Origin of the sequence: Anaerotignum faecicola, assembly GCA_024460105.1 — a bacterium.
GTDB lineage: Bacteria > Bacillota > Clostridia > Lachnospirales > Anaerotignaceae > JANFXS01.
This window is the reverse complement of record JANFXS010000002.1, coordinates 346,368-361,238: the sequence shown is the minus strand read 5'-3', so window position 1 is coordinate 361,238 and position 14,871 is coordinate 346,368. Positions and strand designations below refer to the sequence as shown.

11 protein-coding genes are annotated in these 14,871 nt (G+C 42.9%); 10 read left to right on the top strand and 1 reads right to left on the bottom strand.

Annotated elements, in window-relative coordinates; genetic code table 11:
- The 9 genes from NE664_04325 (at window position 1) to NE664_04285 (ending at window position 12,133) form a co-directional block, all read left to right on the top strand.
- Complete coding sequence (locus tag NE664_04325; protein MCQ4725888.1) at window positions 1-1,782, top strand: BatA domain-containing protein; 1,782 nt, start codon at window positions 1-3, stop codon at window positions 1,780-1,782.
- Window positions 1,772-4,489 (top strand): VWA domain-containing protein, encoded by a 2,718-nt coding sequence (locus tag NE664_04320; GenBank protein MCQ4725887.1) that lies wholly within the window; start codon window positions 1,772-1,774, stop codon window positions 4,487-4,489. Before NE664_04325 ends, NE664_04320 begins: the two co-directional genes overlap by 11 nt.
- Window positions 4,490-4,858: 369 nt before the next feature.
- Window positions 4,859-6,427 (top strand): VanW family protein, encoded by a 1,569-nt coding sequence (locus tag NE664_04315; protein MCQ4725886.1) that lies wholly within the window; start codon window positions 4,859-4,861, stop codon window positions 6,425-6,427.
- Window positions 6,428-6,453: 26 nt separating this feature from the next.
- Window positions 6,454-6,939, top strand: coding sequence for an Lrp/AsnC family transcriptional regulator (locus NE664_04310; GenBank protein MCQ4725885.1), 486 nt, complete (start codon window positions 6,454-6,456; stop codon window positions 6,937-6,939).
- Between the two features lie 332 nt (window positions 6,940-7,271).
- The gene (locus NE664_04305) at window positions 7,272-8,081 is read left to right on the top strand and encodes a hypothetical protein (GenBank protein ID MCQ4725884.1); all 810 of its coding nucleotides are present in this window, start codon (window positions 7,272-7,274) and stop codon (window positions 8,079-8,081) included.
- A 10-nt stretch (window positions 8,082-8,091) separates the two neighbouring features.
- Window positions 8,092-8,523, top strand: coding sequence for a tRNA (adenosine(37)-N6)-threonylcarbamoyltransferase complex ATPase subunit type 1 TsaE (gene tsaE, locus NE664_04300; GenBank protein MCQ4725883.1), 432 nt, complete (start codon window positions 8,092-8,094; stop codon window positions 8,521-8,523).
- Complete coding sequence (gene tsaB, locus NE664_04295; GenBank protein ID MCQ4725882.1) at window positions 8,520-9,221, top strand: tRNA (adenosine(37)-N6)-threonylcarbamoyltransferase complex dimerization subunit type 1 TsaB; 702 nt, start codon at window positions 8,520-8,522, stop codon at window positions 9,219-9,221. Before tsaE ends, tsaB begins: the two co-directional genes overlap by 4 nt.
- A 7-nt stretch (window positions 9,222-9,228) precedes the next feature.
- Window positions 9,229-9,714: a ribosomal protein S18-alanine N-acetyltransferase gene (gene rimI / locus NE664_04290; GenBank protein ID MCQ4725881.1), complete on the top strand. Its 486-nt coding sequence runs from the start codon at window positions 9,229-9,231 to the stop codon at window positions 9,712-9,714.
- A 7-nt stretch (window positions 9,715-9,721) separates the two neighbouring features.
- A complete protein-coding gene (locus NE664_04285; GenBank protein MCQ4725880.1) occupies window positions 9,722-12,133 on the top strand; it encodes an AAA family ATPase in 2,412 nt (803 codons plus the stop codon).
- Between the two features lie 540 nt (window positions 12,134-12,673).
- On the opposite strand, the gene NE664_04280 is transcribed toward NE664_04285, so the two are convergent.
- Window positions 12,674-13,846: a D-alanyl-D-alanine carboxypeptidase gene (locus tag NE664_04280; protein MCQ4725879.1), complete on the bottom strand. Its 1,173-nt coding sequence runs from the start codon at window positions 13,844-13,846 to the stop codon at window positions 12,674-12,676.
- Between the two features lie 192 nt (window positions 13,847-14,038).
- On the opposite strand from NE664_04280, the gene pheA reads away from it, so the two are divergent.
- Window positions 14,039-14,866 (top strand): prephenate dehydratase, encoded by an 828-nt coding sequence (gene pheA, locus NE664_04275; protein ID MCQ4725878.1) that lies wholly within the window; start codon window positions 14,039-14,041, stop codon window positions 14,864-14,866.
- The last annotated feature ends 5 nt before the right edge of the window (window positions 14,867-14,871 follow it).

Here is a 14,871-nt window from a genome sequence, read left to right as displayed (position 1 = left end):
TTGAATTTCATAAACCCATTGGGATTTATTGCCCTTTTATCCGTTCCGGCCATAATACTTATGTATATACTCAAACAAAAGTTCAAAAAGCGGGAAGTTTCAAGCATGGTTCTTTGGAATAAAGCCATAACGCAGAGCGAAGGCCATAAATGGCGGCAGAAGCTTAAAAAAAATACACTTATGTTTTTGCAGATTGCGGCGGCTGTTTTGGCGTCGCTTGCGCTTGCAAATCCGTTTATATCGGCAGGCGGGGAACGGCTCAATTACATATTCGTGGTTGATACCTCGTTCAGTATGGCGGTCGAAGACGAGAACGGCTCAAGGCTTGAAAAGGCCAAAGACGATATATTGAATATTATTTCCGATTCGCCGGACGGCACATTTTTCTCGGTTGTAAATCTTGACGGATCTCCCGAGACAGTTTTAAGCAGTACAAATAAAAAGCAGGCGGCGCAAAAAGCCGTCATGCAGCTTGCGCAGACTTACGGCGGGCGGGATACGGAAGCTTTAATCCCGATTTTAAAGCAACTGCAAAGCGAAAATCCGGCAAATGTAATTATATTTACGGATAAAGCTCCTGAGGAACAGATTGAAAATGCGTCTATAAATATATATGGAAAAAGCGGCGTCAACTATGCCGTTAAGCATGTGAGCGAAAATAACGGAAATGTACTTGTTAAAGCCGCTGTGTATGGCAAGGCAGGCGGCACGGCGCCCGTAGCCCTTTTCGGAGACGGAGTAATTATCGATACAAAAGACGTTGAATTTACGGGCGCAAACGAAAGCGCCGATATTGTGTTCAGCCTTAACGGAGAAACATACAAAGAAATAACGGCAAAAATACTTTCGGACGACATTCTTTCGGAGGACAACAGTTTTACATATATACCGCAGGTTTCAGGCGTTAAAAAAGCCCTTCTTGTCACAGAGGGGAATATATTTATAGAAAAGGCCGTTTCGGTTATAGACGGGATAGAGCTTTATAAAAAACAGGGAACCGAAGGCGAAATCAAAGGATATGACATTTATATATTTGACGGCGTTTTGCCTGAGGCCATGCCGAAGGACGGCCATATAATGATTATAAATCCTCCTGAGAAAAGCGGAATCGCGGAGTTTGAAGGTGAAATCGATTTAAGCGGGATAACCGTGCGGGACGGAATTGCAGGCGGCAATGCGGAAAGCCTTTCTTTTTCGGCAAACGGCGTTAAAAAACTTGCAACGCCGTTGTGGGCAGAGGAAATTTTTGTTTCCGACGGCATTACGGCGGCATATGCAGGTGAAAACGGCGGTATAAAGACAGTTGTTTTCGGTTTTGACCTGCATAACTCGGATTTGCCGCTGAAAAAGGAATTTCCGATAATAATATATAATATAATGAGCTATTTTTCAGCAGGAGGCATCGGAACTTCAGGCTATATATTTGCAGGGGAAAACGCCGTTTTGAATATGGCGCCGAAAACCGTAAGCGCACAGGTAATATCGCCTTCAGGCGTTGCGGAAAATGTTACTCCCCCAAATTTTCAATACTCGCTGACGGAAGAAATCGGCGTATATACTATCCGTGAAGATTACGGCGGCGGTAAAACGGCAGAGTCATATTTTGCCGTAAATCCGGCAACGGAAGGAGAAAGCGATACGTTTAACATGGAAGAAAGCTTACAGGGCGGGGCCGCGGAAAATGCAAGGATTAATACGGGCATGAGCCTTAAAAATATAATGATACTGATAATGCTTATTGTGTTGGCAGCAGAATGGCGGGTGAATTGGCGTGGGAATTAGTATATCAAATCCGGCCGCGCTTGTGCTGCTTCCGGCCGCCATAGGTTTTATATGGTTTGCGGCAAGGAAGGACAAAAGTTTTAAAAGCCGTTTTATTTCGGCGGTCAGGAGCATTATATGCATGCTTCTTATATTCGCGCTTTCAGGTTTGGGAATTAACGTATATACCGACGTTTCGACAACTATTTTTGCCGCGGATATTTCAGACAGTATTAACTCAAGGCAAAAGGATGCGGAAAAGTTTATTAAAGACGCGTTGGCAAACAAAAGCGATAAGGACTACGCGGGAGTTATAGCTTTTGGCGGCAGCGCCGTTGTTGAGATAAATCCGGCAAAAGAAATTTTTATTGAAAACTTTACGTCTTTTGCGGAAAAAGACGCGACGGATATTGACAAAGCCCTGAAAACGGCTGTGTCTATAATGAGCGACGAAACCGAAAAAAGGGTTGTGCTGATAAGCGACGGCCTTGAAACGCAGGGAGAAGCTGAAAAAAGCGCCGCAAATTTATTTAACAACGGCGTTGCAGTAGACGCTTATATGCTTGAAAGCAATATAACGGACGAAGTTCAGGCGGCGGGCATTTCAACTCCTCCTTATATGGATAAAAATACAATGTACGATATAGAAGCGTCGGTTTTCAGTATGAAGGAAACGGCGGGCGCATTAAGGATTTACAAAGGGAGCAGCCTTGCCGTTGAGGAAAAGGTGAATTTGAGGAAAGGAGAAAACAATTTCATTTTTTCCGATATATCAAACGAAGGCGGCGGTATAATTTACAGGCTTGAAATCGAGGCGGAGGAAGATACGTTTTATGAAAATAATAAAGCGTACAGCTACACATATGTGGAGGATACTCCGAAGGCGCTTATTGTTGAGAACAAAGACGGAAGCGGCAGAGAACTTAGAAAAATACTTGAAAGTTCTAAGCTGAAGGTTGAAGTCATAAGCGAAAGCGAGGCACCCAAAAGCGTTGAAGGCCTTAATATATTCGACGCTGTAATACTTGCCGATATTTCGGCTGAAAATTTAAGCGGCGGCTTTATGGACGCCCTTGAAAGCTTTGTTAAAACGGCCGGCGGCGGACTGCTTACAACGGGAGGCGAAAACTCATACGGGCTCGGCGGCTATAAAGGTACTGCGCTGGAAAGAATACTTCCGGTGGACATGGATTTGGAAACGGAAGGGGAAAAGCCGGATTTAGGAATGGTTATGGTTATAGACCGTTCCGGAAGCATGGCCGAATCAAGCTACGGCCTTTCAAGGATGGAAATGGCAAAAGAGGCGGCCGTAAGGGCGGTTGAAACAATGGAAGAGGCCGACAGCGTAGGCGTTATCGGTTTTGACGATAAGCCGGTATGGTATGCCGAGATGCAGAAAATCGGCGGGAACAAAGCCGCTATATCCGAAGAAATAGGGAAAATACAGTCGGCCGGAGGAACAAGCATACTGCCTGCTCTCGAAGAGGCGTATAATGTTTTAAGCAAAACAGACTGCAAGACAAAGCATATCATACTTTTAACCGACGGGCAGGCAGAAACAAGCGGTTATGATTCCCTGATAGGAAAAATGAAGGAAAGCGGTATAACGCTTTCAACAGTAGCAGTCGGAAGCGGCGCTGACACGGCGCTTTTGGAAAGCCTTGCGCTTAACGGCGGCGGGCGTTATTATTTCACAAATGCTTTTACGGATCTCCCTCAGATATTCACAAAGGAAACTTCTCTTGCAGGCAAGGAATATATTAAAAACGGTAATTTCTATCCAAAAGCCGGGGATACGAGCGCAATATTAGACGGAATAGAAGAAACGGCGCAATTAAGCGGATATATAAGAACTACGCCGAAACCGAGAGCTGACGTTGTGCTTAAAAGCGACGACGACGAACCGATTTTGGCATCGTGGCAATATGGGCTTGGACGCGCCGCGTCATGGACAAGCGACGCAAACGGCCGATGGAGCGGGGAATGGCTCGGAAGCGACGCGGGCGTTAATGTGCTTAAAAATACAGTGTCGTGGATAATGCGTTCAAACATATCCCGGGAAGTGGTTTTCTCAGCCCGTAAAAGCGGAGAAGATGCTGTTGTAACGGCTTCTATGCCGTACGACGAAAATATAAAAAGCGTAACGGCTGTTATTGCCGGGGCCGACAACAGTGAGATAACCGTTGATATGAAGTCTGTTTCGCCCGGAATATACGAAGGTATCGCGGAAGGAATCGGCGAAGGAGGATATATAATAAGCCTGCTTGAAAGTATGAAAGACGGTACAAGCCGCGTTGAAAGGGGCGGATTTAATATCCCGTATTCAAAGGAGTACGATATGGCGGGAATAGAAAAGGGGAAAGCGTTAATTGAAAGGCTCGTTTCAAAAACGGGCGGGCGTATGCTTTCAGACCCTACGGATGTGTTTGAGGCAAAACATGAATCGGTTTTTAAAACTATGGATCTTTTTATGCCGTTTGTAGCTTTGGCGCTTATACTTCTGCTTTTTGAAATTGCTTTCAGGCGTTTTTCGGTTTTGAGCGAAAGGATAGAAAAGGCTTTTCTGAGTATTGCAAAGCATAACAAAAAACATAAGGATATGCAAATAAGCGAGCCCGTTAATCAAGAGCGCATTAAAAAGGAAGATAAAAGAACGCCTGAACCTCAAATGGAAGAAAAAGAGTCGACTTTGGATATGCTCATAAAAAGCAAAAAGAAAAGAAATTAATATGAAACTGTGTTAAAACATATTTTTCAATCTCATTTCGGCTGAAAGCTTAATCGTTTTGCCAAAAATATCAGCCCGTTGGTTTTAACTGAATTTCATTATGCCCCGGTTTTGCGGCGGACTTTACAGTACGCTTTAAGCCGGGGTTTTATTATGGATATTTTTAAACTCCTCTTTCATAATATTAAATATAAGTTATAATTTTGATTTTGTCTTGTATTCATTTTTAGTATTTATGAAATAATTATGGACACTAATATATTATGGCATAAAAATATTTTAAAGGCATATTTTTTGTTTTATATTGTAAAAAGATTAATTATTTTATATAATTATTGAAATAAGTCAAAAATCTAAAGGGGTAAAAAAATGGAAGGGAGCAGCAAGAAAGTTGCCGTTGGAGTTATAATTGCATTAGTTGCCGTTGCGGGAGCGGCCGGGGGCTTTTATTATAAGTATTCTACGGATCTTAAAATGAAGGAAACCCTCGGAGTTGATACGATTTATAACGGTATTACCGTAAACGGCAGGAATGTCGGGGGAATGACTAAAGAAGAAGCCGCAGATTATCTGCAAGGAAGCATTAATTCATCTTTGAGCAGTAAAATAATAACGGTTACAAACGGAAACGAAAGGTATAATATAAGTTTTGAAGATGTCGGAGCACAGTATGACGTGGATGAAGCGGCTGACTCTGCATATAAAGCGGCAAGGGACGGAACCCTTAAAGAAAGGTATAAGCTGTATGAAGATATACGGGAAAACGGGCTTGACATAAAAGCTGCAACCGTTTATAACGAGGAAAAACTGTCGGCTAAAATGGACGAACTGGACGGCCTTATTACGAGGGAAGCAAAGGACTCTTCCATGACCAGGGAAAACGGACGATTTGTTATAACGGAAGAAGAAAAAGGATATGAACTGGATACTGCCAAAACGAGAGCCGATATCGAGAAGCTTTTGGAAAACGGCGAAACGGGCACAGTTGAAGCCTATTGCACCGAAACGGAACCCAATGTCACAAAAGAAGAAAATGAAATGTCAACGGATCTTTTGGGCACGTTTTATACCGAATATTCAGGCGGGCCTAATTTGGGCAGGAATATCAATCTGGTTGTAGGATGCAATAATATTAACGGCACAATAGTAAAACCCGGAGAAATATTTTCCATGAATGAATCATTGGGGCCGCAGACATATGCAAACGGATACAGGAATGCGGCGGTAATAGTCAACGGCAAACTTGAAGACGGCCTTGCGGGCGGAGTATGCCAGATAACCACTACCCTTTACAATGCTGTTGTAAAAGCGGAGCTTGAAATTGTGGAAAGGAAAAACCATTCCCTTGCGGTTGGCTATGTGCCTTTGGGGCATGACGCCGCTATAGCCGGCGACTATACGGACTTTAAATTTAAAAACAACACGGAATATCCGGTTTATGTCGAAGCGTATGCAAGCGACGGAAAACTTGTTGCAAGTATATACGGCCATGAAACGCGCTCCCTCGGCCGCACGGTTGAGCTTGAAACGGTATATATAGGCTCTATCCCAAAGCCGCCTGAAAAAGTAACAGAAGATCCTGAACTTCCGGAGGGGGAACGAATTGTAACATATAACGGAAAAGTCGGGCACAAAGTTTCAACGTATAAAAAAGTTTCCGAAAACGGAGAGCTTATCAGCCGCGAATGGTTCTCGGATTCAACATATAAAGCCGTAGCCGACGAGGTTACCGTAGGCACAAAGCCGGCTGACGGGGAAGCTTTGGATGCGTTGGCTTCCGGTGATGAAGCGGCTGTGCCCGGAGCGGGAGCGGCGGAGAACCATGAAGGAAACGACGCGGTTGTATCGGATGAGAGCGGCGCTGAAAAGCCGGAGGAAGGCAATACGGACATATCAGGCGCAGACGCGGCGGAAAGCGGTTCCATATTTGAGCATTGATTATATTTAAAAGGAGAGGGAACAGAATGAGAGGAAAGATACTTCAGCTTATAGCAAAAAACAGCAAACTTACCCCGGAGGAAATTGCCAAAGAAATTAACGCGGATCCTCAGCAGGTTGCCAAAGAAATTAAATTAATGGAAGAAAACAGGGTTATATGCGGATATAATACGCTTATTAACTATGACAATACAGACAGGGAGCTTGTAACGGCACTTATAGAAGTTAAGGTAACGCCGCAGAGAGGCGACGGATATGATAAAATTGCCGAAAGGATATACCGTTTTGATGAAGTTAAAGCCGTTTACCTTATGTCAGGCGGCTTTGACCTGACGGTAATACTTGAAAAAAGCAGCCTGAAAGAAATTGCGCTTTTTGTTTCGGATAAGCTGGCTACGATTGATTCCGTAACAAGCACGGCGACACATTTTGTGCTTAAAAAATATAAAGACCATGGTATAGTTATCGAACGCGGCGATAAGAAAGACAGGCGTATGATTATTTCCCCATGATTTGGCTGTGCCGACGGATTTATATGTAAGAAAGTTCCGGCTTATTTGCGGGGATTACAAATGTTTCCAGAGGAACGGCTTGTAAAGCGTATAAGGGGAATAATAAAATTTAATATGTTTTAAGCCCCGATTTTTAAACTGAAATGTTGAAAATCGGGGCTTTTTACAGGATTATATATCGATGCTTGACATATACGGCAAGTCGTTATTTTAGGTATAATGTGTTTTAAACATTTTAAAAACAGTATTTTTCGGAATACTGTTTTTTATGCTGTTGTACTGCAAATAAAAAAATGGTATACTTTATAAAAATCGTGGCGCGGAGGTTAAAAATGTCATTGCTCGGTACAAAAGGGCCGCATAAGATAAATAATTTTATATTGGCGGCGGTTATAATACTGTTTACGGCCGTTATATCGGTATTGTATTCTTCAGGACTTTTTACAACGGAAACATTTCAGGAAAACGGCGATTCATATGTAAATTTAAGAATAAACGGAGAGGGCTTTACATATTCGCCAAACGGGGGCGTTTCAAAAGGATATACTCCATATAAGATTCAGGATGAAACTACATGTATAGCGGAGGAAAGCGGCAAATTTATGTTTGTAAACGAAAACGGGGAGAAAAGCGCCCTAACGCTTAGCGGGCTTCTTACGGATACTTCAAAATCTTCTTCCGACGGGAAATATACGCTTGTATTAGGCGAAGAAGGCGTTTTATATAATATAAAAATCTGGGACGGCAAGCCTCAGACATACGTTGAAATAGATACGGATATAGCGTCCGCGAGCTTTACGGGAAGAAAAAACGATATAGTTTATACTAAAAACGACAGTTCCCTTTATTATTTTTCAGGCTCATACAAAAATAAAGAAGAAAACGCCGTAAAGGAATTTGAAGTTGCGGACGGAAGCATGAACGTATTTTACATTCGGGGTGAGGACAAAGGAAAGCTTATTATGTTTAACGTCGGCAAAAAAACGGAAATAGACGACAACGTTTATGACATAAAATTCAGCGGCGGGACGCTGTTTTATATAAAGAATTTTGATAAAAAAGACAATGCGGGAGAGCTCTTTTATTTTAACGGGAAAGAAAGCGTGCCCGCAAATGTCAGGGCGGAAATTCTGTTGGATTAGAGGGGATATAATGATAATTGAAAGTTTAAATTCCGAAGAAACAAGAAATATCGGCCAAAGGCTTGGCCAAAAAGCCAAAAAAGGAGATATATACTGTTTAAGCGGCGATCTGGGCGTTGGAAAAACGGTATTTACTCAGGGATTTGCAAAAGGCCTTGGCGTTGAGGAAGAATACGTTACAAGCCCTACGTTTACGATAATTAACGAGTATTGCGGCAGACTGCCGTTTTATCATTTCGACGTTTACAGGATTGAAAGCCTTGAGGAAATGGACGACACGGGATATGAGGAATATTTTTTCGGCGGCGGCGTTTCTCTTGTGGAATGGGCTGAACTTGTAAAAGAACTTATTCCGGAAAACGCGGTTTGGATTAAAATAGAAAAGGATCTTTCAAAGGGCGACGATTACAGGAAAATAACTATAAGGGGCTGTGAATTATGAAAATATTGGCGATTGAAACATCGGGCCTTGTGGCCTCGGCGGCCTTAGTTGAGGACGGAAAAACCGTTGGAGAGTTTACAGTTAATTATAAAATGACACATTCGCAGACTATTATGCCTATAATAGACAGCGTAATTAAAACAACTCAGACAAGCTTGGATACAATAGACTATATAGCGTGTTCCAGGGGACCCGGCTCTTTCACGGGCCTTCGTATCGGCGCGGCAACGGCAAAGGGCATTGCCCACGGGATTAATAAACCTATTATACCTGTGCCGACGTTAACTGCTTTGGCATATAATATATTTAATACGGATTGTTTAGTATGCCCTATTATGGACGCAAGAAGACAGCAGGTTTATTCCGCCGTTTTTGAGTGGAAAGACGGGAATATTAAAACCGTATTGCCAGAGGATGCAAGGAGCATTGACGATTTGATAAGGATGGTTGAATATACGGGAAGAAAGGCTGTTTTTCTCGGCGACGGCGTTCCCGTTTATAAAGATAAGCTTGCAAAAAACAATAACTTCTTTTTTGCCCCTGCAAACTGCAATTTGCAGAGGGCCGCAAGCGTCGCAGCCGCGGCCGAGGCATTAGCGGCGGACGGCAAAGCTGTAAACGGGTTTGACTTTGCTCCTGTTTATTTAAGAAAAAGCCAGGCTGAAAGAGAATTGGAAGAGAAAAATACGGGGGCATGAATATAATATGATTGAAATAATACCAATGGAAGAAAAGCATATTGAAGATGTTTTGAAGGTTGAAGAAGAATGTTTCCATATACCGTGGACCCGCAGGGATTTTGAGAGGGAAATCAAGGAAAATAATATGGCCATATATAAGGTTGCTCTTGTAGACGGGCGGGTTGCGGGTTATGCCGGGATGTGGCATGTAGTAACCGAAGGGCAGATAACAAATGTTGCCGTAAGCCCCGAATTCAGGCGTATGGGCGTTGGCGAAGGGCTGATGCGGGAAATGATAAGAGAAGCCGAGGAACTTTCTATGATAGGCATAACGCTTGAGGTTAAAATCAGCAACGCCCCAGCGCAGAAACTTTATACAAAGTTTGGGTTTAAGCCGGAGGGTTTCAGGAAGAACTATTACAAGGACACCAACGAGGATGCAGTTATAATGTGGAAATATTTTGAATTTTATGAGGACTATGAAAAGACGCAGAACCCGGCAAAGGAGTGATATTCCCATGCAGTTTAACGAACTTGACTATACACGGCTGAACAGCTTTTGCAGCCCCGATACGCTCGGCTTTTCCAATACCGGCGAGATTGAGCCGCTTGAAGGGATAATGGGGCAAAAACGCGCTGTAGACGCTTTTGATTTTGGCCTTCAGGTTAAGAACAAGGGATATAATATATATATGTCCGGCCCGGCGGGCGTCGGCAAAACAACTTATGCCAAGCTGAGGACGGAACAGGTGGCATCCATGGAAAGGGTGCCTTACGATTGGTGTTACGTTTATAACTTTGACAATCCACGCAACCCGATAGCTTTGCGGTTTGAGCCGGGCGTCGGCCGCCAGTTTAAGGACGATATGAACGAACTTGTGGTTATTTTTGAAAGCGAGATACAAAAAGCTTTTAATACGGACGATTATGAGAAACAGAAAAATGAAATACTTAAATCGTTCGACGACAAGCGGGATGAAAAAATGCGCGCAATGGGAGAAGCGGCAAAAGAACACGGCTTTGCCGTTAAAAACACAAACGCGGGGATTTATTTCATGCCTATTGTTGAAGGCGAAGCGGTAAACGAAGAACAGTATGAAAAGCTCAGCGAAGAAGTAAAAGAAAAAATAAACAGGGAAAGCGACGTAATTCAGGAAATAGCGGCATGTATAATGCGCGATATAAGGGAAAGCGACAGGGAATGCCGCAAAGCCATAGACGATTTGGATTATAAGGTAGGCATGTTTGCGATAGGGCACCATGTTAATGCCGTTCAGGAAAAATATAAGGAATATGACAGGGTTCTTAAATATATAGAAGCCGTTCAGGAGGACGTGCTTGAAAATATAGATCAGTTCGCCCCGGCTGAAAGCGAAGAAGACGAAACTGTCGGCGCCCTGCTGCCTATGCTTGCTAAAAAACAGCCTGAAGACGTTACGCTGAAATATAAAGTAAACCTTATCATAGATAATTCTAAAACCGACGGCGCTCCTGTCGTTATAGATTTTAACCCGACATATTACAACCTTGTGGGCGAGCTTGAGTATGACAGCGAATTCGGAAACCTTACAACTGATTTTATGAAAATAAAGGCGGGGCTTTTCCACAAAGCCAACGGAGGATACCTTATACTTCAGGCGAACGATGTTTTAAGCAGTCCGTTTAGCTGGGAAACTATACGACGCGTTGTAAAAACAAGGGAAATTTCGATGGAAAGCATGCGCGAGCAGGTCGGCGGCATAGTGGCTCCCACACTTAAACCTGAACCGATACCGGTGAATGTAAAGGTTATAATCATCGGCAGCGCGTACTATTATGAGATGCTTAGGGAATACGACGACGAGTTTGATAAATATTTTAAAATACTTGCCGACTTTGACTATGAAATGAAAAGAGACGCGCAGAATGTAAAAGATTTTGCAAGATTTATAAGAAGCTATACCGACAAGGAAAAAATGCTTCCGTTTGACGCGGGAGCCGTGGCTCGGCTTGTTGAGTATGCGTCAAGGATTGCAGAAAAGCAAAATAAGCTTTCAACACGATTTAACCGTATAAGCGAAATTCTGTGCGAGGGCGAAGCGTGGGCCCATATGAACGGAGACAGGATTGTAACGGCGGAACATATCATAAAGGCTGTTGATGAGAAAGAACGGCGCGTAAGGCTGTATGAGGAAAAGCTGAACGAAATGTTTGACGAAGACGTCATTTTAATTGATACAACCGGAAAGAAAGTAGGGCAGATAAACGGCCTTGCAGTGATGGATATGGGAAGCTATTCATTTGGAAACCCTTCCAAGATAACGGCCACGACATATGTCGGCAAAAGCGGCATTGTAAACATAGAAAAAGAAGCGCAGATGAGCGGCCCTACTCATAACAAAGGCGTTCAGGTAATAACCGGTTACCTGGGGCAGACGTACGCGCAGGAATTTCCCCTTTCGCTTTCGTGCAGGATATGTTTTGAACAAAATTATAACGGCATAGACGGCGACAGCGCGTCAAGCACCGAACTGTACTGCATACTTTCAAGCCTTTCGGGCCTTCCGATAAATCAGGAGCTTGCGGTTACGGGTTCTGTTAACCAATATGGGCAGATACAGGCTATTGGGGGCGTGACATATAAGATAGAAGGATTCTTTGATTTATGTAAAAAACGTGGCCTTACAGGCACGCAGGGAGTTATAATACCGGAATCCAATATAAACGACCTTGTTTTGAAAAAAGAAGTTGTGGAAGCCGTGAAAGACGGATTGTTCCATATTTATCCTATAAATCATATTGATGAAGGCATTGAGCTTTTAACCGGCGTTCCGGCGGGGAAAACAGGCAAAAACGGAAAATACCCGCCTTCGTCCGTTAATGGGCTTGTTATGAAAAGGCTGAGAGAGTATTATAAAAAATCTTCAGGCGAAACTCAGGCCAGAAGATAAATATTAAAACAAGTATCTCGTCGGATTTAAGTTCCGGTTTGATTATTTTTTATATAAATCCATGCTGAAATTTTGCCTGTTGTATTTTGCGTCCAGGATACGGCGTTTAATGCCGTTAAGCCGGAAAGCGGGTTTTGAATCGACAAGGTGGAAAAGGCCGTCCCGTAACAATAACGGGGCGGCCTTTATTTTCGGCGCGGCGCGCCTTTGCCTAATGGCATGCGCGTTAACGCGTTGATTTTGTGGCGGAGGCCGTTTTTTCATAATAAGGGCACGCCGGTTCTTCCAAGAAAAGGAAAGAAGATTTTTTGGGTTCTTTCAAAAGGCACTTTCCGTTTTTTTGATGGCTGCAGTTAAGCGAGCAGTTTATATCCATATTTATCACCTCATGGATATGTTCCGCATTATTATTGCTTTTTAAACATTTATGTATTGAAGAATAAGATTTTTGCTTCTCTTAAAAATGGCCGTGTTACTTATGGCTGTATATAAAAAGCATATGAAAGGCCGGCTTAATTATGCTTAAATAAAGCGGGGCGTTTACAGCAGCCATTTTAATATCAGATGTTCGAACATTTCAAAGAAATTTATTTTTTCCATGCTTATGCTTGTAACAATATCGCTCCTTCCGATTTCTTCACCGTCAATGGAATAAATGATTTCGCCGACTTTTTCGCCTTTTTCAAAAGGAGCCGTTATATAATCCTGCATAACTATTTCTTCCGAAAATTCAGATGCTTCACCTTTTTTGACGGTTGAAGCGAATTCCCCGGCTATTTCGGTAGGGGCTGTTTCCTCGCTGCCCTTATAAACGTCTATATTATCCATTGCCGTGCCTTTTTCGCGCCCGTTCAATACGGTGAAGTTTGCAAACCCGTAGTCTAACAGCTGCATATCTTCCCTGAAACGCGCCGCGGAAGTCGGAGCGCCCATAACAACCGCAACAAGGCTCAAACCGTCTTTTTCAGCCGTTCCGGAAAGGCAGAAAAGAGCTTTGCCTGTGGAACCTGTTTTTAATCCAGTAGCGCCGCTGTACCACTTAACGAGTTTATTTGTGTTGCTAAGACCGAACTCGCTTTCGCCTTTGCGTGTTTTATGTATTATGGTATCCATCCATGTTGTGGCAAATTCGCTTACTTTAGGATGATTCTTAATTAATTCACGGCTCATTAAAGCTATGTCGTGGGCGCTTGTAACATGGCCGTCTGTGTCAAGGCCGCATGCGTTTTCAAAATTTGTGTCGTTCATGCCAAGCTCTTTTGCTCTTGAATTCATCATATCCACAAAGCCTTGTTCGCTGCCGCCTATATATTCGGCCATTGCAACGGAAGCGTCGTTTGCCGATGAAATGGAGATGCATTTTACCATTGTTTCAACGCTCTGCTGTTCCATAGGCTCTAAAAAAACCTGGCTGCCGCCCATTGAAGCGGCATACTCGCTTACTGTAACCATATCGTCCCATTTTATTTTTCCGCTGTCTATAGCCTCGAATATCAGAAGCAGGGTCATAACTTTAGTTACGCTTGCAGGCGGAAGCTTATCATGGCTGTTCATTTCGTAAAGTATATCTCCCGTGCTCGAATCCATTAAAATGGCCGATTTGCATGTCAGCCCCAAATCCGTTTGGTTTTCATAGGTTTTGCCGTATGCAAATACGGGAAGCATTAAGGCAAAAACGATGATAAGGGCTGTAAACGCTTTAATTTTTCTCATATCAAAACCCCTTAATTTTTTATTACTATTAATTTATGTTGACAGGGAGGATATTAATACATCGGGTTTGTTTTTTAGGACGCGGAAACTCCGTAAGCATTCGGAAAAAAAGTTGTTTATTGATGTATAATATGATAAAATGCTTTAGCATAAGGTATTTGTAAGCATTAATATTAAGGAGATGCAGGAATTTTGAAAATAGGTTATCTTGGCCCCGAGGGGACTTTTACGCATCAGGCGGCTTTAAAATATAAAAAAGATATTAAAAACGCGGATATAATACCGTATCACCATATACCGGACATACTGCGCGCCGTTGAGGACGGGGAAATTGATAAGGGTATAGTGCCTTTTGAAAATTCTATTGAGGGAACCGTGACTTTTACAATCGACGCCCTTATATTTGACGTAAATGTGGTTATAGACCGTGAAATAATACTTCCAATCAGGCATAACGTAGCCGCAAAAAAAGGATTGAGCAAGGTTGACGTTGAAAAAATTTTTTCGCACCCGCAGGCTTTGGCACAGTGCAGAAAACATTTAAATGAAGAGTTTAAGGACGTTGAAAAGATACAGACCGCATCCACGGCGGGGGCGGCGAAATACGTTTCCGAGTCGGACGGCAGATGGGCGGCGATATGTACTGACGAAGCGGCGGCAAAATACGGCCTTGAAATACTTGAAAAAGATATACAGGACGAAAACCATAATGAGACGCGGTTTCTTGTTGTTTCAAAGCAAGGCACGCAAAAGTTTGCATACGAAGGCAAAACAAGCATAGTTTTCGGAACCGAAAACCGCCCCGGGGAATTATATAAAATTTTGGATATAATAGCCATATGGGATTTGAATATGACAAAGATAGAATCAAGGCCGATGAAAAACGAACTTGGAAAATACGTTTTTTATGTAGACATGGAAAGCGCAAATGCGGCGGATATAAGCGACGCCCTTAAAATGATTGAAAGAAAAACGAAATTTTTTAAACATTTGGGAACATACCACACTATCAGACATTAATTGGA